General features: G+C 41.7%; 15 protein-coding genes and 1 pseudogene. 9 read left to right on the top strand and 7 right to left on the bottom strand.

Going from position 1 to position 17,892, the window contains the following annotated elements; translation table 11 throughout:
- The first annotated feature begins 211 nt into the window (after positions 1-211).
- The gene (locus tag C4B60_RS10380; protein ID WP_104057949.1) at positions 212-781 is read left to right on the top strand and encodes a DUF5366 family protein; all 570 of its coding nucleotides are present in this window, start codon (positions 212-214) and stop codon (positions 779-781) included.
- A gap of 49 nt (positions 782-830) precedes the next feature.
- Here C4B60_RS10380 and C4B60_RS10375 read toward each other — a convergent pair whose 3' ends face one another.
- Both C4B60_RS10375 and C4B60_RS10370 read right to left on the bottom strand, forming a co-directional pair.
- Positions 831-2,681: a transglycosylase domain-containing protein gene (locus tag C4B60_RS10375; protein ID WP_104057948.1), complete on the bottom strand. Its 1,851-nt coding sequence runs from the start codon at positions 2,679-2,681 to the stop codon at positions 831-833.
- Positions 2,682-2,701: 20 nt separating this feature from the next.
- Positions 2,702-3,910: an MFS transporter gene (locus tag C4B60_RS10370; RefSeq protein WP_104057947.1), complete on the bottom strand. Its 1,209-nt coding sequence runs from the start codon at positions 3,908-3,910 to the stop codon at positions 2,702-2,704.
- A gap of 294 nt (positions 3,911-4,204) precedes the next feature.
- Here C4B60_RS10370 and kapD point away from each other — a divergent pair, with 294 nt between their 5' ends.
- On the top strand, positions 4,205-4,822 hold the full coding sequence (kapD, locus tag C4B60_RS10360; RefSeq protein ID WP_104057945.1) for a 3'-5' exonuclease KapD: 618 nt from the start codon (positions 4,205-4,207) through the stop codon (positions 4,820-4,822).
- 69 nt (positions 4,823-4,891) lie between these two features.
- On the opposite strand, the pseudogene C4B60_RS10355 reads toward kapD, so the two are convergent.
- Positions 4,892-5,521, bottom strand: a pseudogene (locus C4B60_RS10355) (polysaccharide deacetylase family protein); the annotation flags it as partial.
- Positions 5,522-5,586: 65 nt separating this feature from the next.
- On the bottom strand, positions 5,587-5,991 hold the full coding sequence (gene kapB, locus C4B60_RS10350; RefSeq protein ID WP_245153933.1) for a kinase-associated lipoprotein KapB: 405 nt from the start codon (positions 5,989-5,991) through the stop codon (positions 5,587-5,589).
- A gap of 94 nt (positions 5,992-6,085) precedes the next feature.
- On the opposite strand from kapB, the gene C4B60_RS10345 reads away from it, so the two are divergent.
- The 3 genes from C4B60_RS10345 to C4B60_RS10335 all read left to right on the top strand — a co-directional run bounded on the left by C4B60_RS10345 (position 6,086) and on the right by C4B60_RS10335 (position 8,717).
- Positions 6,086-6,859 (top strand): peptidylprolyl isomerase, encoded by a 774-nt coding sequence (locus C4B60_RS10345; RefSeq protein ID WP_104057943.1) that lies wholly within the window; start codon positions 6,086-6,088, stop codon positions 6,857-6,859.
- 73 nt (positions 6,860-6,932) lie between these two features.
- The gene (locus C4B60_RS10340) at positions 6,933-8,162 is read left to right on the top strand and encodes an aminopeptidase (RefSeq protein WP_104057942.1); all 1,230 of its coding nucleotides are present in this window, start codon (positions 6,933-6,935) and stop codon (positions 8,160-8,162) included.
- Positions 8,163-8,519: 357 nt separating this feature from the next.
- Positions 8,520-8,717 (top strand): hypothetical protein, encoded by a 198-nt coding sequence (locus C4B60_RS10335; protein WP_104057941.1) that lies wholly within the window; start codon positions 8,520-8,522, stop codon positions 8,715-8,717.
- A gap of 66 nt (positions 8,718-8,783) precedes the next feature.
- Here the strand turns inward: C4B60_RS10335 and C4B60_RS10330 are convergent, their stop codons facing one another.
- A complete protein-coding gene (locus tag C4B60_RS10330) occupies positions 8,784-9,650 on the bottom strand; it encodes a MurR/RpiR family transcriptional regulator (protein WP_245153932.1) in 867 nt (288 codons plus the stop codon).
- 141 nt (positions 9,651-9,791) lie between these two features.
- On the opposite strand from C4B60_RS10330, the gene gnd reads away from it, so the two are divergent.
- The 3 genes from gnd (at position 9,792) to gntK (ending at position 13,679) form a co-directional block, all read left to right on the top strand.
- Positions 9,792-10,691, top strand: a complete 900-nt coding sequence (gnd, locus tag C4B60_RS10325; RefSeq protein WP_104057939.1) for a phosphogluconate dehydrogenase (NAD(+)-dependent, decarboxylating) — start codon at positions 9,792-9,794, stop codon at positions 10,689-10,691.
- A gap of 12 nt (positions 10,692-10,703) precedes the next feature.
- On the top strand, positions 10,704-12,044 hold the full coding sequence (locus tag C4B60_RS10320; protein WP_104057938.1) for a GntT/GntP/DsdX family permease: 1,341 nt from the start codon (positions 10,704-10,706) through the stop codon (positions 12,042-12,044).
- A gap of 99 nt (positions 12,045-12,143) precedes the next feature.
- Entirely contained in the window at positions 12,144-13,679 is a 1,536-nt protein-coding gene (gene gntK / locus C4B60_RS10315) for a gluconokinase (protein ID WP_104057937.1), read from the top strand.
- 72 nt (positions 13,680-13,751) lie between these two features.
- Here the strand turns inward: gntK and C4B60_RS10310 are convergent, their stop codons facing one another.
- Positions 13,752-14,918 (bottom strand): MalY/PatB family protein, encoded by a 1,167-nt coding sequence (locus C4B60_RS10310; protein WP_104057936.1) that lies wholly within the window; start codon positions 14,916-14,918, stop codon positions 13,752-13,754.
- 78 nt (positions 14,919-14,996) lie between these two features.
- On the opposite strand from C4B60_RS10310, the gene C4B60_RS10305 reads away from it, so the two are divergent.
- Positions 14,997-15,257: a DUF1871 family protein gene (locus C4B60_RS10305; protein ID WP_104057935.1), complete on the top strand. Its 261-nt coding sequence runs from the start codon at positions 14,997-14,999 to the stop codon at positions 15,255-15,257.
- 86 nt (positions 15,258-15,343) lie between these two features.
- Here C4B60_RS10305 and C4B60_RS10300 read toward each other — a convergent pair whose 3' ends face one another.
- Positions 15,344-17,500, bottom strand: a complete 2,157-nt coding sequence (locus tag C4B60_RS10300; protein ID WP_104057934.1) for a 5'-nucleotidase C-terminal domain-containing protein — start codon at positions 17,498-17,500, stop codon at positions 15,344-15,346.
- Between the last annotated feature and the right edge of the window lie 392 nt (positions 17,501-17,892).

Genomic DNA, 17,892 nt, shown 5'->3' with positions numbered 1-17,892 from the left:
CATGTCTAAACGGCTCGATTTAAAGGTCTCTGTAACCTCTTATATATATGAAGAAAGAAAGATTTTTACCAGAAAATATTCATGATTTTGTCGAAATTTGATGAAGTAGTTTGCTGGTGTTCTGCAAATTTTGAGAAAATGCCTTCTCTTCTTCTAAAAAACCCCGTACTATGTAAAAGATAGCAATTGATCATTTTAGGAGACCATAAAAATGAAAAACACTTATCTATCGGGATACTATCCTTTATTTTCAATCTTATTATTCAGCTTAACCTTTTCAGTATACGGAGTAGGAATAAGTCTCGAGCTGTTTAAAGGGATCGGGATCTATGCAGGCATGCGGGAGTTTCTGTCCGATTTACAGCTGAAACTTTTTATATTAATTTTGCTGATGGTTCTTTTCTTTATGCTGTTTGCAGCCTTAAAGCTTATCGCTGAAACGATTAACGAACTGGCGCTTCTCTTTTTTTCAAGAGACCAGGAAGGGGCAGCCCTGCAAAAGGTTCGTGCCGGTTCCTTTATTTATTTTGCAGGGGCATTGATCAGTGTAGCAAGCCTAAAATCGATCATTGGCCTTATTGTCATTTTTATCATTACTTCTTTTATTTATTTTGTGTACTTTGTCATTAAAACAAGTACGACTTTAACGGCAGCCGGGACCCTTGGATTAATCCTGTTTGAACTGATTGTCTGGTCTGCTCTTTTATCTTCCGTTATTTATGTAATTGTCAGGCTGTATAACGGCCTGATGGCGAGCCTTCCGATACTGGAGCAGCTGTAATTAAATGGGTGAAATGAAAAAAGAAGAAGCGGAGCAGCTTCTTCTTTTTTCATTTCATCATATCCCGCCAAATTAATTGAGAAGGGCGGTCCTGCTCGATGCTTTCCATACTCTTTGGAAGGTCATGACCTACCCAGACTCCCGCAGTGAATTCATTTGTAAGACCGATTGTCCAGAAATCAAAAAACTGGTTAGTAGTACCGGTTTTAATGCCCGAATAGGGTTTATTTACATTAGCAGGAATTCCTGTTCCGGAAGTTGCAGCTGCAGATAAAAGCTGCCTCATTTTATCTGTGGTACCCGGCGACCAGATTGACATTGAATCATCAGGCCACTCATATAACAGGCTTCCATCTGAAGCAGTGACCTTTTGTATCGCATGGGACCGTTTATAGCTCCCATCAATAAAGCTTGTATACGCATCCGTCAGCTCAAAAGGAGACATCCCATAGGTAAATCCTCCTACAGCCGCAGCAGCCGTATAATCCTCCTTCACCACCCTGTCAAAAGAGAATGGGGTCAAGGTCTTAAAAGCATCTTCAATACCGGTATGTTCTAAAAGACGCACAGCTGGAGTATTTAGAGAAAGAACAAATGATTTGGAAAGTGAAACCTCTCCATACTGTAAACCGCCATAGTTTTTAGGGCAGTAATCATTTATACAAAAATCGCGTGCATCAATAGGCTGAGAAAGCTCCGGGGAAAAGTGTTCAATGTACGGCGCAAAGACTAACAAAGGTTTTATAGCGGAGCCGGGCTGTCGATATGCCTGAAAAGCACGATTAAAATTATACTTTTGATAGTCTTTTCCGCCGACAATACTCACGATTTCTCTTGTAGAGTTGCGAATCATAACACTAGCTCCATTTATGCCCTCATAAGGAAGACGGCTTTTCAGCGCCTCGGTATTTTTAACCTGTAGTGCAGGGTCCAGTGCTGTATGGATGATCACACCCGATGTAAGGATTTCCTGTGTTCTTTTTGTTAAAGAGTGTTGGAGCTTCTCTTTTTCTTCTTCGGATTCAGACTCAAGGAGCTTCTCCATATAGCCTTCCTGCAGGGCAATAAGGTCTTTTAGCTCAAACTCGACATACGCAGCATAATCAGGATGATCATCTTTATCCTGAAAAACGTCTAAAACAATTTTTTCTGCTTTAACTTGTTCAGCTTCAGTTTCTGTCAGTTTTTTCTCTTCTGTCATAAGATCGAGCAGCCGCTCCTGCCTCTTTTTCGTTTCCTCGAAATGATCAATGGGATCATATTTTCCAGGATTATTAGGAATAGCCGATAAAAAGGCAATTTCTGCATTCGATAATTCGGATGGCTCCCGCTTAAAATAGTACAGGGATGCTGAACGGATCCCATACACTCCATTGTTAAAATAGATATTATTTAAATAGCTGTCTAAAATTTCTTCCTTTGTCATGGACTGCTCAATCTCATAGGCATAAACTAATTCTGTGATTTTACGGCTATACGTTTTCTCCTGTGATAAATACAGGTTTCTTGCGAGCTGCTGCGTGATCGTGCTCCCGCCCTGCTGTATATGAGTAAAGACAAGGTTCTTAACGACAGCACGGATAATAGCACCCGCATCAAAGCCGATATGGTCATAAAAGTTGCGATCCTCGGATAATACAATGATGTCCCTTAAAAAATCAGGTATTTCCTCACTCTCTGCATGAAAGCGCAACTCGTAGGAAGCCTTTGAAAACCGGTTTCCATCTTTATCGAGCAAAAAGCTGGTTTCCTTTGGGAAAGCCTGCTTGTCCTCCACTGTTGCAGCAAGTGCTTCATTTATACTTGTAATACTCTTAAATTCCTGATTAGCCAAAACCCATATAATGATACATAAAGGAAGAAGCAGCGCAATTACTGCATATCCCAAGGTCATACGCATTCATTTTCCCCGTTTCTTTCTTAAGCTGATTGCCGGTCTACCTGAACCATTTGCTTTCTGCTCCACCATAAAAGACCAAATGCACATAAAAATAATCCGCCGGTTACATAAAACACTGCAGAAATTCCGATAAAGCCAGAGACAATACCGCCAAACGTCGGTCCGATTACATTACCGAGAAATCGAAAGCTTTGATTATAGCCAAGAACTTCACCCTGAATGGAGACAGGCGCCGAGTGTCTGATAAAAGCCGTCACACTAGGAATGATGCCTCCGATGGCTATACCGAATAAGAAGCGTAAAATAATTAACTGCCACAGCTCCGTTACAAGTGCTTGAGGAACAATAAAAATAGTGGATAAAATTAATAGGAGAGTCAGTACTTTATCATAACCGATCGCATCACCAAGGCGGCCCCATGACCGCGTAGCCAGAAGATTGCCAAAGCCGGTTGCAGAAAAAGCTAGACCGGATAAAAAAGCAATATTTGAAGCTGAAGTAAGCCCGCCTACATAAAGAGCAAGCAGCGGCTGGATACTAAAATTCGCCATTTGCACTAAAAATGAAAGCACCATAACCGTCAGCAAAAGCCGGTGGCCGGCAATCAGCTGAATTACTTCTTTGCTGGTATAACCAGCCTTACTCTTTTTATCGGCAGTATTTTTCTTTTCTGAAATCCCGACAAGCACCAGTGTAGCTGCTATAGAAATTGAGACGGCTGTGATGATAAAGGTATAGCTGAAGCCAAACGAATCCGCCATTATTCCGCCGATTAGCGGACCTAAAAGGCTTCCTGATACTGTACCCATCTGAAGTGTGCCAAGTGTCCGCCCTGCTGTTTTACGGGGAGTCTGGGAAGAAATCAGTGCTAAGGAGGTAGGGATGAAGCCTGTCACGATTCCCATTAGAAGGCGTAGAATAAACAAACCTTCAACACTTTGAATAAAGCCCATGAGAAAAATACATAAGGCAATTCCATATCCGGTAATGAGTAAGATGGGTTTGTAGCCGAACCGGTCGCCAAACCTTCCCCAAATTGGAGATACAAGAAAAGCGGTAAGAAATGTTATGCCAAAAACAAGACCAGACCATTTTTGGACATATTCACTCGAAAAATCACCCATTGTATCAATATAAAGAGATAAAAATGGGAGAATCATCGTTGCACTTGCAGCAACCAGAAAATTTGCAAACCACATAATTAACAGGTTTTTCTTTTCAATTGTCATAAATGGCACCTTCTTCTAAGAGAAAAACAGCTTTAGTGTAAAAAATACTTCGCTTTTCTAAACAATTATACAGGATCGATTTATGAGCGCAACCGCAGAAAGAAATCAGTTATTGTCGCAAGAAAATTCTGACTTCTATGTTTCATCTCGCCTGAAGCATGATATAATCATTCCTAACCATAAATTCTTAGGCTGCTGCCGGGAGAATCCTATAGAAGATATAGATAAGCGGAGCTTGTGTATAAAAGGAGGACAAGCCAGGGCTTTCGCTGACTGGGAGAAAGGGGAAAAGGGATGAGAGGCACTACGCTAATTTTCATTGACTTTGAATTTTCTATGCCTGAAGGACGCGGACCAAAAGGTTTCTTCCCAGAAATCATTGAGGTAGGACTGATTAGTGTAAAAGATTTCTCTGATACAGATGAATTTTCAAGCTATGTAAAACCGAGGGTGTTTAAGAGGCTTTCAAGACGCTGTAAATCATTTTTAAGTATTTCTCAGGAGGATGTTGATGGGGGGATTACGCTTGCGGCTCTAGTCAAACGCCTGGCTGCTTTAAATAATCAGGGAAATAACAAGGTCATTACCTGGGGTAACATGGATATGCGGGTGCTTAGACAAAATTGTGAACGGGCTGGACTGCCCTTTCCCTTCAGTGGAGAATTTGTTGATTTATCTATGGAGTATAAGCGTTTTTTTGGTGACCGGAATCAAACGGGCCTTTGGAAGGCAGTACAGGAATACGGACGGGATGGGGTAGGAAAGCATCATAAAGCATTGGATGACGCACAGACGACCCAGCATATTTATCATCTTGTTGAAAAGGACAAGCGTTATCTAAACCGGGCTGAGCCTACAACCATTGGAGATCGAATCGACTTATCCAAGCTCCAACAGCTGCTTGTGCAATAATACTTCAGCAAATAAAAGAAGACTCCGGGGAAATCGGGGCCTTCTTTTTTCTTTTTTAAGGAATGCTCTTTAAGGAGTTTTTAAATCCTGAAGCTCATTAACCGTAACAAATTCATAACCCTCTTCTATTATCAGTCTGATAATCTCTTCCGTTACTTTGAGCTCTTCCCCGCTACTATCATACATGGGATGAAGAAGTATAATTGAACCGTTAGAAAGATTGCTTTTTACATATTCTATTTTATCAGCTTCCCGATCCGGTTCAATATTCCACATGATCGTATCCCGGTTGTTTTTAGCCAGGTAGTAGGGAAGGATAAACAGCTTCTTTCCATTAGGCGGGCGAAAATCAATTTCCCCTTCAAATCCGATGCTTTTGATTAATTCATCAGTTTCACTTATCTCCTCTTTAATGAAGGAAGGGGACTTAAAAATCATTCGCTGGTGGGAATAGCTGTGGTTTGCAACCTGATGTCCGGCACGTACAATTGCCTCTGCTTGCGCCCGATTTCTTTCGATTTCGTTTCCTATTAGAAAAAAGGTTCCACTAACCTTATACTCGTCCAATAAAGTAAGGAGAGCGTCCACATTCTTAGTCGGTCCATCATCGAAGGTTAATGCCACTACTTTTTGGTTTGTATCTACCTGATTGGTGAGGGCGCCAAAAAGCTGAAACGTTCTCGAATTCATCAATATATAGTCCAGCTGAAAATAGGGTGAATGAGAGAAATACAATTCCAATCATCCATAAGATCTTCTTCATCTTATCTTGTAAAGTTTAGTGAATACATGAGCTCATATTCTCTTTTGACTCCATTTAACGCCTCTAGACTTTTCTTATGAAAAGGAGAAGCTCCGCTTTCTAGTTCCTCTTCCAGAACTGCTACTGCTTCTTTTAAACTGTCAAAGTAATCTCCCGGCTCTTCTTCATACGGTTTAATCATATTTAGGGGGATGTTCGCCCGTTCATTAAACGACAGAGCCTTCCGTTCATGAAAAAGCGGTACCTCCACTTCATTTGGGTGGTGCAGGTCTCCTTGTTTAGGGTGCTTTTTTACTTCTTTTATCTGAACAACTGCATGAGATTCCTTGAGCTCAGTGATTTGACCAATGTAAGCACCTGTTTTGTAAAATGCTCGTACGATCTGGTCTTTTTTTACCTCTGTCAACTTACTCACTCCTTTCATTTCTTAAGTCCATTGTAAAGGAAACGGATGATTTTTTGTTCTATTTGAGGTAAAGTATTTGATGGAGGCGAATGAAATGAAACTAAGATTAATGAGTATGCTTGTACTATTTTTACTGTTGCTTGCCGCCTGCGGATCCAACCAGGATGAAGCTGCCGATAACACGTCTGCAGATGAAGCATCTAAAGACCAAACGGAAGAAGCCGCAGATCAGTCAGCAGAAGAGAAGAACTCAGAAGAAGCGGCTCAAGTGCCGGATCATTTTCCTCAGCTTGAAGCAGAAGCTGGTGAAAATGAGCCTGTTGTTGAACTAACGACCAATAAGGGTGTTATTTCCATTAAGCTTTTTCCTGAGTATGCACCTAAAGCAGTTGAGAACTTCCTTACACATAGCGAAGAAGGCTATTATGAGGGGGTTATCTTTCACCGTGTCATTCAGGATTTCATGATTCAGGGCGGTGACCCTAACGGAACGGGCACAGGAGGCGAAAGTATTTACGGAGAAAATTTTGAAGACGAATTTTCAGCTTCACTTTATAACTTCCGCGGAGCGCTTTCCATGGCTAACTCAGGTCCAAATACGAACGGAAGCCAGTTTTTCATTGTACAAAATAATGAAGTGAATGACCAAATTGTCGATCAAATGACACAGGCGAACTTTCCTGAAGAAGTAATTGCTGCTTATCAGGAAAATGGGGGAACGCCTTGGCTTGACGGCAACCACACAGTCTTTGGACAAGTCATTGAAGGCTTGGATATCGTTGATGAAATTGCGGCGGTGGAAGTGGATGCAAATAGTAAGCCAACTGAAGATGTAGTCATTGAAAAAATTGAGATAATTGAAGAATAAGAGGAAAGGCTGCGAAAACGCAGTCTTTTTTTATAGAATCGATTACTTAGCAAAAGAGAGGAGATTAATCGGAATGGACCATACAGAATTGCTTAATCGTTATGCAGAGCTTGCTGTGAAAGTAGGGGTAAATATACAAAAGGGCCAGTATTTATGGATTGGGGCTCCTCTTGGAACAGAGGATTTTGTTCGCAAAGTGGTTAGAAAAGCGTATGAGGCAGGCGCAGCAGCCGTTCATGTACAATGGCAGGATGAGAAGATAACGAGGCTTCATTACGATCTTGCACCTGAGGAGGCATTCTCGTATTATCCTGACTGGCTTGTACAGGCTCATGATGAAATCGTTGAAAAAAGAGGAGCCATTCTGCAAATTGAAGCGGAGGATCCGGATTTATTAAAAGGAATTTCTACAGAGCGGATCACCACCTATTCAAAGGTTAAGGCTGAAAAATTAGATGCTTTTTATGAAGCAATTGAATCCGATAAAATCAGCTGGTCCATTGTGGCAGTCCCATCACAAAAGTGGGCTGATAAGGTGTTTCCTGAGCTGCCATTGGACAAAAGGACTGAAAAGCTTTGGGAAACGATCTTTCAAACAGTTCGTCTGTATGAACAAGATCCTGTTTGTGCCTGGCAAAAGCATATGTCTAAACTTGAAGAGAGAGCAAAAGTCCTGACCGAGAGAAACTATGCAAAGCTTCACTACCGGGGGGATGGGACGGACATATCCGTCGAGCTTCCTGAGGATCATTTATGGCTTACAGGGAGCAGTAAAAACCAAAAGGGCCATTCTTTTATTGCCAATATGCCGACAGAAGAAGTGTATACTGTTCCGCATCGCTTAGGCGTGAATGGAGTCGTATCCAATACAAAGCCTCTGGCCTATGAGGGCAATATTATCGACGGCTTCACCCTTACCTTTAAAGAGGGAAGAGTAGTAGACGTTAAAGCAGAAACGGGTCAGGAGCTTCTTGAGAAAATTATAGCGATGGATGAAGGTGCCTGTTATTTGGGTGAAGTGGCGCTTGTCCCCGATCAATCACCCATTTCCATGACGGGCACGCTCTTTTTTAATACGTTATTTGACGAAAATGCCTCCAACCATTTTGCTCTTGGCTCCTGCTATCCAACCTGTATAAAAGGCGGAACGGAGATGAATGATTTGGAACGGGAGGTGCATGGTTTAAATGACAGCGTGGTTCATGAAGACTTCATGATCGGCTCCTCTGAAATGGACATTGATGGGATCAGTCAGGATGGAACGATTGAGCCGGTGTTTAGAAAAGGGAATTGGGCTTTTTAAGGGTTCTATTTGTTTTAAATAGGGATAGATCTTAGCCCCATTCCCGGTTCACTGCGCTTCATGCGGACGCTTTCCGCGGGGCGGGACCCTTTGCTAACTTGCTACGCAAGTGGATCTCAAGCTCCCGTTTCCTCCCGCAGGAGTCGCCGCCTTACGCTCCGTTCACCTCACGTTTTTAAATACTGTCTCCAACACACCTTTAAATTGATCTCTATGTTCTATTATGTTTGAGTTAGTTAACATAACTTCAAATGCAAATCTCTGTTTTCACGAAACGTTCATTCAACCCAAGTTGCGCGTGGGGCTGAAGTTGTTATAATGAAGCGAGACAGACATGCTGGGAAAGGGTGAATATGCATGCTTGATTGGTTTATTTTACAGCTATTTTTATACTTCCCTGAAGATAAATCTGAATATATACCAGCTGCATTTTGGATGATGTTATTTTTAACCTTTACCATTTTGACATTCCGCTGGATTCTAAAAGTGTCAAAAAAACAGGAAGAAAAGACAAAAAAGATTGAAGAAGAGGTTAATCGTCAAAGGCAGCAGTAAAAAACATAAGGTTTTGCTTTATTAATTACAAAAAGGCATGCTCATTCGAGCGTGCCTTTTTGTAATTTAAATTCTTTTAGTAGAGATTGCTGTTCTCATTTTTTCAAGGGCTTCCTGTCCGCTTCCCTTTAATGACCTCATTACGCTGACGTAAAGAGTGTCTACATAGCTTAACTGCGCAATACGCGAGGACAGAGCCTCTGACCGGTAATCAGTTTCATCAGAAAGCGTATAAAGAGAAAGATCCGCAAGCTTGGTGAGTGGGGATTTCGCCAGGTTTGTAATAGCAATGGTTTTTGCACCTGTTTTTCCAGCAACCTTGCAAACATTCAGGATATCCTTTGTAGAACCCGAATGAGAAAGGAAAATAGCACAATCATTTTCCTTCAGCTGTGAGGCGCTCATTAATTGGATATGTGAATCTGACGGCGCCGCAACATTCAACCCAGTTCGGATAAACTTATGATAAGCATCCATAGCGAGGATAGAGGAGCCGCCGCTTCCGTAAAATTCAATTCTGCCTGCATTCAAAATATAATCAGCAGCTTTTTCCAAGCTGGAAGTATCAATAATTTCCATGGTATCTTCAAGTGTTTTCATATTAGAGCGGAACACTTTTTCTGCCAGCGCTTTCGTGTCATCCTCTTCCGTTATTTCATCATGAATATTTTTAATAGGGGTCACAACCTCAGAAGCAAGAGCAATCTTCATTGATTGATACCCGGTAAACCCGATTCGTTTACAAAACCGAAAAATCGTCGAATCAGCCACGCCCAATTCTTCTGCAAATTGAGTAATACTTAAATGGATGATATTTTGAGGATCACGCAAAATGAAATCAGCAATCTTTGATTCCTTCGCACTAAAGCTTGGATAAAGCGACCGAATCTTGGCCAGGCATAAACGGTTATCGATCTTCATAATTCCACTCATTTCCTGTATGGTGTAGTAAGAGTTGTCTGGTATCTATTATAAAATAAAAATTTTTTCATTGAAAGCGATTGCAAATAAAATATTTTTCTTTATAATATCAAATAGAAAGAAAATTATTTCGAAACAGGCAGGTGCTTTTAGATGAAAGTAGGTATGATCGGCTTAGGGAAAATGGGTTTTAACCTGGCTTTACAATTACATCAAAGAAAATTTGACGTGGAAGCGTTCGATTTAAATGAAGAAGCTGTGAAAAAAATTTCCGCAAATGGTATTTCAGCTCATTCTTCTATTACACATTTAATGGAGGCTTTCCCAGAAAGAAAGATTCTTTGGATGATGGTTCCGGCTGGAGAAGCGACCGAATCTGTTTTTCAACAGCTGTTAACTGAATGCCGTGATGGAGATATTATCATTGATGGCGGAAATGCTCACTATAAGGATTCGATCCGCAGAGATGCGATGGCAGCTGATAAAGGCGTTTTCTTCTTTGATTGCGGGACTAGCGGAGGAACAGAAGGAGCACTGAATGGAGCCTGTTTAATGGTTGGCGGAAACAAAGATGTGTTTACAGCCATTGAGCCGATCTTTAAAGAGATCTCAGTTGAAAGCGGTTACCTTCTTACGGGTCCGGCTGGAAGCGGTCATTATCTTAAGATGGTACATAACGGAATTGAATATGGCATGATGCAGGCAATAGCAGAAGGGTTTGAAGTATTGGATAAAAGTCCTTTCCCTTATAACTTTAAAGAGGTTGCAGGAGTGTTTAACAATGGTTCAGTTATCCGCTCGTGGCTAATGGAGCTGACGGAATCTGCTTTTGAAAAGGATGAGAACTTGTCCTCTATTAAAGGAGTTATGCATTCTTCCGGAGAAGGAAAGTGGACAGTTGAAGAAGCGTTGAATCTTCAGACAGCAACTCCAATCATAGCTTTATCTTTAATGATGCGTTACCGCTCACTTGAAACAGATACGTTCTCAGGTAAGGTAGTTGCAGCGCTTCGAAATGAATTTGGCGGTCATGCCGTCGAAAAAAGCGAATAGGGGGTTTAAGATATGTATGGGTCTATATTAATTGTCATTGCAATTGCAGGAATATTTTTATTGTTATATTTAGTAATGGGTGTAAAACTGCATGCATTTGTGGCGTTGCTGCTTGTCAGTTTACTGGTTGGGATAGCCGCGGGAATGCCGCTTGGAGAGATTCTGAGTTCAGTAGAATCCGGGATGGGAGGCACCCTCGGGTTCGTGGCCGTTGTTGTTGGTTTAGGTGCCATGTTTGGCCGGATGCTTGAGGTTTCAGGTGGAGCTGAGCGCCTTGCTCAAACCTTAATCGGTAAGTTCGGAGAAAAAAATTCCCAATGGGCGCTTGGTATTACTGGTTTTATTGTGGCAATTCCAGTGTTTTTTGATGTTGGGTTTATTATTTTGGTGCCTATCATTTATGGACTTGCTAAAAAGACCGGAAAATCTCTATTATTCTATGGAATTCCGCTGCTCGCGGGATTGGCTGTAACGCATGCTTTCATCCCGCCAACGCCCGGTCCTATCGCTGTAGCAACGATTATACAGGCAGATCTTGGGTGGGTAATCCTATTTGGTGTGCTTGCCGGAATTCCATCTATGATTCTAGCAGGTCCTGTTTTTGGTAAATTTATTGCAAAGCGTATTCATGTTACGGTGCCGGAATACATGGAAGTTGAGAAAAAAGAATACGATAAAGACCTTCCAAGCTTCGGCTTGATTGCATTTTTAGTCTTTATCCCATTAATTTTGATCTTGGCCAATACCCTTTCAGGTGTTCTTCTTGACGAAGGAAATACTGTGCGCTCATTCCTTACATTCCTTGGTCATCCATTTGTAGCACTTACAATCGCTACTTTATTAACCTTTATTCTCTTAGGTACACGCCGCGGCTATACGAGAGACGAGGTTCAGGATATTGCGACTAAAGCGCTTGAGCCTGCTGGGATTATTATCCTGGTAACAGGAGCGGGTGGGGTGTTTAAACAAATCCTGATCGACTCCGGTGTTGGAGATGTTCTTGGCCAAATGATGGCAAACTCTGCACTGCCACCTATTATGATGGCATTTGCTATTGCTTTGTTAGTGCGGATTGCACAGGGCTCTGCAACGGTTGCTATGGTAACGGCAGCTGGCCTGATTACGCCGCTGATTGATGCGATTGGTTATTCAGGACCTATTTTAGGGCTGATTGTTATTGCTATTGCTGCAGGAGCTACAGCAGTGTCACACGTGAATGATTCAGGCTTCTGGCTTGTTAACCGTTACTTTGGACTTGATGTTAAAGACACCTTGAAAACCTGGACCGTCATGGAAACAATTATCGGGGTTACAGGCTTCCTGGTTGTGTTCGCAATCAGTCTGTTTATATAATAGAAAAGAAGAACGGACCGGAATAGTATAGGTAAACGTAAAAGAGCTGACAGCAGAAATTGTCAGCTCTTCACTCATTTTTTTTAGGAGGATCGCTGCATGAAACAAACACATATGATCGGTGTTGATATCGGCACAACGAGCACAAAGGCTGTAGTATTCAGTAAAAACGGCGAATTTATCTCAAAGGAAAACATCGAATATCCTCTTTATACACCTCATCCAGGTACAGCTGAGCAGGATCCGGATCAGATTTTTGAAGCAGTTCAAGCGGCAATTCGGGGGAGTATTATTCTTAGCGGGCTTCCAAAAGAAGCCATATCCTTTGTTTCCTTCAGCTCTGCTATGCACAGTGTAATCGCCGTAGATGAAGCAGGAACTCCATTAACAAAGTCGATTACATGGGCAGATAATCGTAGCAACGAATACACAAAGCAGATAAAAGCGCAAAATGGACATGAGATTTACTTAAGAACAGGTACACCGATCCACCCGATGTCCCCGCTTTCAAAGCTTGCATGGCTGCACGGGGAACAGCCTGATCTTTGCAAAAAGGCAGCAAAATTTATTTCAATTAAAGAATATGTTTTCTTTAAACTATTTGGTGCGTATGAAGTTGATTTTTCCATTGCTTCAGCAACTGGAATGTTCAACCTGAAGGAGCTGGATTGGGACCAGGAGGCTTTAAGGATTGCAGGTGTAACAGCTGACAAGCTGTCTGCTCCGGTTGATACAACACATTATCGGCAGGGACTGTCTTTAGCACACGCCTCAAAAATGGGACTTGCTGCTGATACTCCTTTTTTCCTTGGAGCAAGTGATGGTGTCCTGTCTAATCTAGGAGTAAATGCAATAGACAAAGGCTCGGTAGCCGTCACGATTGGAACAAGCGGAGCAATCAGAACCGTTACAGATAAGCCTGTTACAGATCCAAAGGGACGGATTTTTTGTTATGCATTAACGAAGGATCGCTGGGTAATTGGCGGTCCGGTTAACAATGGAGGCATGATTTTCAGGTGGCTCAGAGATGAGCTGTGCCAGGATATTGTAAAAGAGGCAATAACAGAAGGCATAAATCCCTATGATGCACTCACGAAGCTTGCCGATCAGGTTTCCCCTGGTTCCCACGGCCTGCTATTTCATCCATATATGGCAGGTGAGCGTGCCCCAATCTGGGATGCAAATGCAAGAGGGTCCTTTTTTGGTCTCGGTTTAAATCATAAAAAGGAAGATATGGTACGGGCGGTCCTGGAAGGCATTTTATTTAATCTTTACAGTGTCCTTCTTGCTCTTGAAGAACTGATTGGTGAGCCTAAGCGTATTCAGGCTACTGGAGGCTTTGCCCAGTCAGGGATTTTACGCCAGATGATGGCTGATATTTTTGATCAGGAGGTCGTCGTGCCGGAAAGCTTTGAAAGCTCCTGCTTCGGAGCCTGTGTCCTTGGACTGTATGCAAGAGGCGAGATGGAAAAACTTGAAGATGTGAGCAGGCTTGTAGGATCCGTTCATACGCATCAGCCAAATAAGGAGGCCGCTGCTGTGTATCAACAAGTGGTGCCGATGTTTATCCGGTTATCAAGAATGTTCTCCCAGGAATTTGAGAACATCGCCAAGCTGCAAAAAGAGCTTTCATAACAAACAGCAGCCCTTTAGGAAAAAATTCTAAAGGGCTGCTGTTTTATACTTTATGGACAATTTTTAGATCAATTAATCTGTAAATGCCAGCTTCAGTCGTTTGATTCCTTCCCGGACCAGTTCACGTGAACACGCGATGTTCATACGGACAAATCCTTGCCCGCCTTCACCGTATTTCTCACCAGGCTCAAGTGCAAGCTTAGCTTTTTTTAATAAAGCGTCATTTACTTCTTCATCACTTTTTCCTGTCTCTTTAAAATTCAGCCATAATAAGTATGTGCTGTCAGGCTCCATTAAGGAAAGCCCGGGTATTTCTTCTACCGCTTCCCGTACCAGACTCAGGTTACCTTCAAGATAGTTCATCAGAGCATCCAGCCATTCTTCACCCTCTAAGTAAGCTGCTTCCATTGCTGCTATCCCGAATGTATTCAATGTGAAAAAGCCCATTTTGGTTTGCTCTGCCTGAATTTTTTCTCTGATTTCCTGACTTGCTGAAATAATGACAGAAGCCTGCAGGCCCGCCAGGTTAAATGTTTTGCTTGGGGCAGCAAGCGTAATAATATGCTTTGATTTTTCATTATTACCGGCAGCAAGTGCAGCTGGCACATGCTTAGAATGGCTGTAAATTAAATCTGAATGAATTTCATCAGATATAATCAGCACATCATGCTTCAAGCACAGCTCGCTGATTTTGTGTAATTCATCTTTGCTCCAGACCCGTCCTGAAGGATTGTGGGGACTGCATAATAAGAATAATGCTGTATCCTTCAGCTTTTCTTCGAAATCCTCCCAATTAATTTCATAGCGTTCATTCTTCTCTTTTAAAAGAGTAGTAGCAAGCTTTCGGTCATTTAACTCGACCATTTGAAAAAAGGGAGTATAAACCGGTGTCATAACAAGCACCTGGTCGCCTGGCTCAGATAAGGCTCTTATGGCTACAGAGATTGATGGCACAACACCGATTGAATAGAGAATCCAGGCACGGCTGATTGGCCAGCTGTGGCGCCGCTCAAGCCAAGAGACCACAGCATTTCCGGTGGAATCAGGTACAAAGGTGTAGCCGTAAGGCGGCTGCTGCAGTCTTTTTTCCAAAGAATCCAGCACCGGTTGTGGGGGCTTGAAATCCATATCCGCCACCCACATTGGGAGCAGATCTTCACTGCCAAATACCGTTTTCAGCATATCCCATTTAACTGATGAGGTTCCTGCACGATGAATTTTTTCATCAAATTGTTCCAATGAAAATCACTTCCTTTTCATTTTTCTATTCTATGTTATGATAGATTCAGCCATTTTCAAAATGATTAGGTGGGACACATGAATACAAAAGAGATGAATTTTAAATTAATAACCCTTTTACAGGAGTGGGATCCATTTAATAAAGGGGAGGATGCATACGATGCCGAGATCACTGATGTTCTTCAGGCTGTAAGTGACTTTCATCATCCATCTGATCTCGCTAAAAGGATTCAGGTAATTTATGAAAGTGCATTTGAACAATGGATTCCGCTGCAGGAATGCATCAGGATCTCTTATAAACTGTTAGCAGTAAAAATGGAAGCTCTGTATATTTTATAATCGATCCTGGTTCCTAAAAACCGATATTTCCTAAATAAAAGAAGGCACCCGCCACATAAAGTGGGAGGTGCCTTCTTTTATTTGATTTATTTAACTACATTGCGGAAAATAGAAATCATTTTCGCTGCTTCTGCACGGGTGGAAGAGTTAGCTGGGCGGAACTGATCGTTACCGTACCCATTTACAATTCCTGTTTCATAAGCCATTGAGATCGCCTGAAGTGTTTCTGCATCTACTTTTGAAAGATCTTTAAAGTAGTTGGTGTTCTCAGGCGCATAGGTTGTGTCTTTTGCGTTGTTGTAAGCACGGTAAACCATTAGTGCAAACTGTCCTCGCGTTACTTTATCCTGAGGCATAAAGTTTCCTTTGTAGCCGATGATAATTCCGTTTTCATAAGCTGCGGCAATTTCAGCCTTCGTTGCATCCGGTAGTCTTCCAAGGTCAGCAAATGGTGCGTCTGATTCTGCATTAAGACCAAGGCTGCGGACGATTAGTGATGCTGCCTGAGAACGGGTTAGAGAGCTGTCAGGCGCAAAGGAATTAGCGTTGACACCTTTAATCAGGCCACTAAAGTAAAGATCTTCAATATAAACGCGGTACCATTTATTTAATGGAATATCGGTGAATGGCGTTAATGGAATAATACGGCTTTCAAGAGCAGGTGCGACACGATCGAGAGAAGTAATGTGATCGATAAACATCTGGTAATCCATAAATCCAGGCTCACTTACACGCCCTTCATTATAGGCATTTGCAAAAACAGTATAATTATCTCCGCCTTTAGCAGTAAAGACGTTTGTCGCTACTTTATAGTTAGCAGCAGGATCAAGCTTCGTTTTTTCATTGCCTTTTACTACATATACATCCTGAACCTTTGATCCTGCAGCTGCTGCGGGATTAAAGGTAAAGCTCATACCGGAAACGTGCATGAATGCACCTGATTCCCTTGGGTAATCCTTTACACTATGCTCAAGAGCCTGAATAATTTCTGCTCCAGTAATATTCATAATGGCAAGATCATTTCCAAAAGGCAATACAGTCAGCACTTCACCCACCGTAATATCTCCCTTATCGATGGAAGCGCGGATTCCGCCGCCGTTTTGCATAGCAATTACGGTATCAGAATCAATTGATTTCGCTTTTGACAGCATACCGTCTGTAATTAGGTTTCCAAGATTTGTTTCAGATGTACGGACACCGCCTAAGTCACGAGTACCATCAAGGAATACTTCAGCTGTAGCGCCGGTTGATTGTTCTTTTACTTGTTTAATCTTTTCAGCGTAAGGTGCTAACAGTGCAAGTGCCTCTGCATCATCTTCAGCTTCTTCTATCGGGTGCAATTGTGCACTGTAAGAAGCAATGCCTCCATTTTCATCAAAGGATACATCGAGCTGGCCAAGATTGGCATTAGATGAACCTGCTTGAACGATTACAGTAGGCTCCTCATGACCATTGTATACTTCGCCATTAGGCAAAGTGGAATGAGTATGTCCGCCAACAATGATATCAATCCCTTCTACTGCTTCAGCAAGTAAAAGGTCATTGTCAAATTCAGCTGAATCATTAAAACCAATATGAGTTAATGCGACAATTTTGTTAATTCCCATTTCTTCAAATTCAGCAACCGCTTCTTCAGCAGCTTCAATATAATTTGTAAACTCGATGCTTTCAGGGCTTGAAATACCTGCAGTTTCTTCAGTCGTCAAACCGAAAATACCGATTTTCTCTCCATTAACTTCTTTTACGATCCCGTTATAAATTTCACCCGGATTGAATTCCTCTGAATAAGTAAAGCTTTGAAGGCCATCGAATAAGCTATCATTTGAAAAATCAACATTAGCTGCTACAAATGGGAATTCTGCGCCTTTCACAAATTCAGATAGCGCTTTGTGACCATCAGGACTTGAGCCAAGATCGAATTCATGGTTTCCAAAAACCATCGCATCGTATTTCATTAGGTTCATGAATTTAAGATCAGCTTCCCCCTGGAACTCATTAAAGTAAAGTGAACCTGAAAAAACATCCCCTGCATCCAATAGCAGGTTATTTGGATTGTCAGCTCTTAATTGATTAACGAGTGTTACACGTTTAGCCACATCATCCAAGCTTGCATGAGTATCATTTGTATGTAGAATACTCAGATCAAAAACACCCTCAGCAGCTTGTGACACTTGGGGTGGAATCCCAAACATACTAATAGTAAGGGCACTGGCAATTGCAGCAGTACACATCTTCTTTTTCATTCGACACCATCCTTTTTATTTTAGTAGCAGCATTTTTATAGTAGGGGGTTTCTATTAATCTAGTTGACTATTTATGTAAAAATATCGTGAAGAAACCCACTATAAAAATACCGTTACCTGAGAATATAGTAGCACCCATGAAATGATCCAACAATAGAATTAAATGGTAATTACTGCTGGAAAAATCCACTTCAAATGTCGAAAAAGGACATACGAGCCTTTAAAACTAAAGGCTTTTCAGTAAGTAAAAAACAATTTACCCAATAAAAAATATTCAAAATCTTTTTTTAAAAGGGTATAAAAATGGTTCAAAAGAAGCTAAGGGATAGTTGAACACAAAACAAGAGGCTGAGACATACATATGTATGTCTCAGCCTCTTTCCTCCGGTTCA

Source organism: Jeotgalibacillus proteolyticus (assembly GCF_002926065.1).
GTDB lineage: Bacteria > Bacillota > Bacilli > Bacillales > Jeotgalibacillaceae > Jeotgalibacillus > Jeotgalibacillus proteolyticus.
The sequence above is the reverse complement of the archived record's forward strand: the minus strand, read 5'-3'. Positions and strand labels throughout refer to the sequence as shown.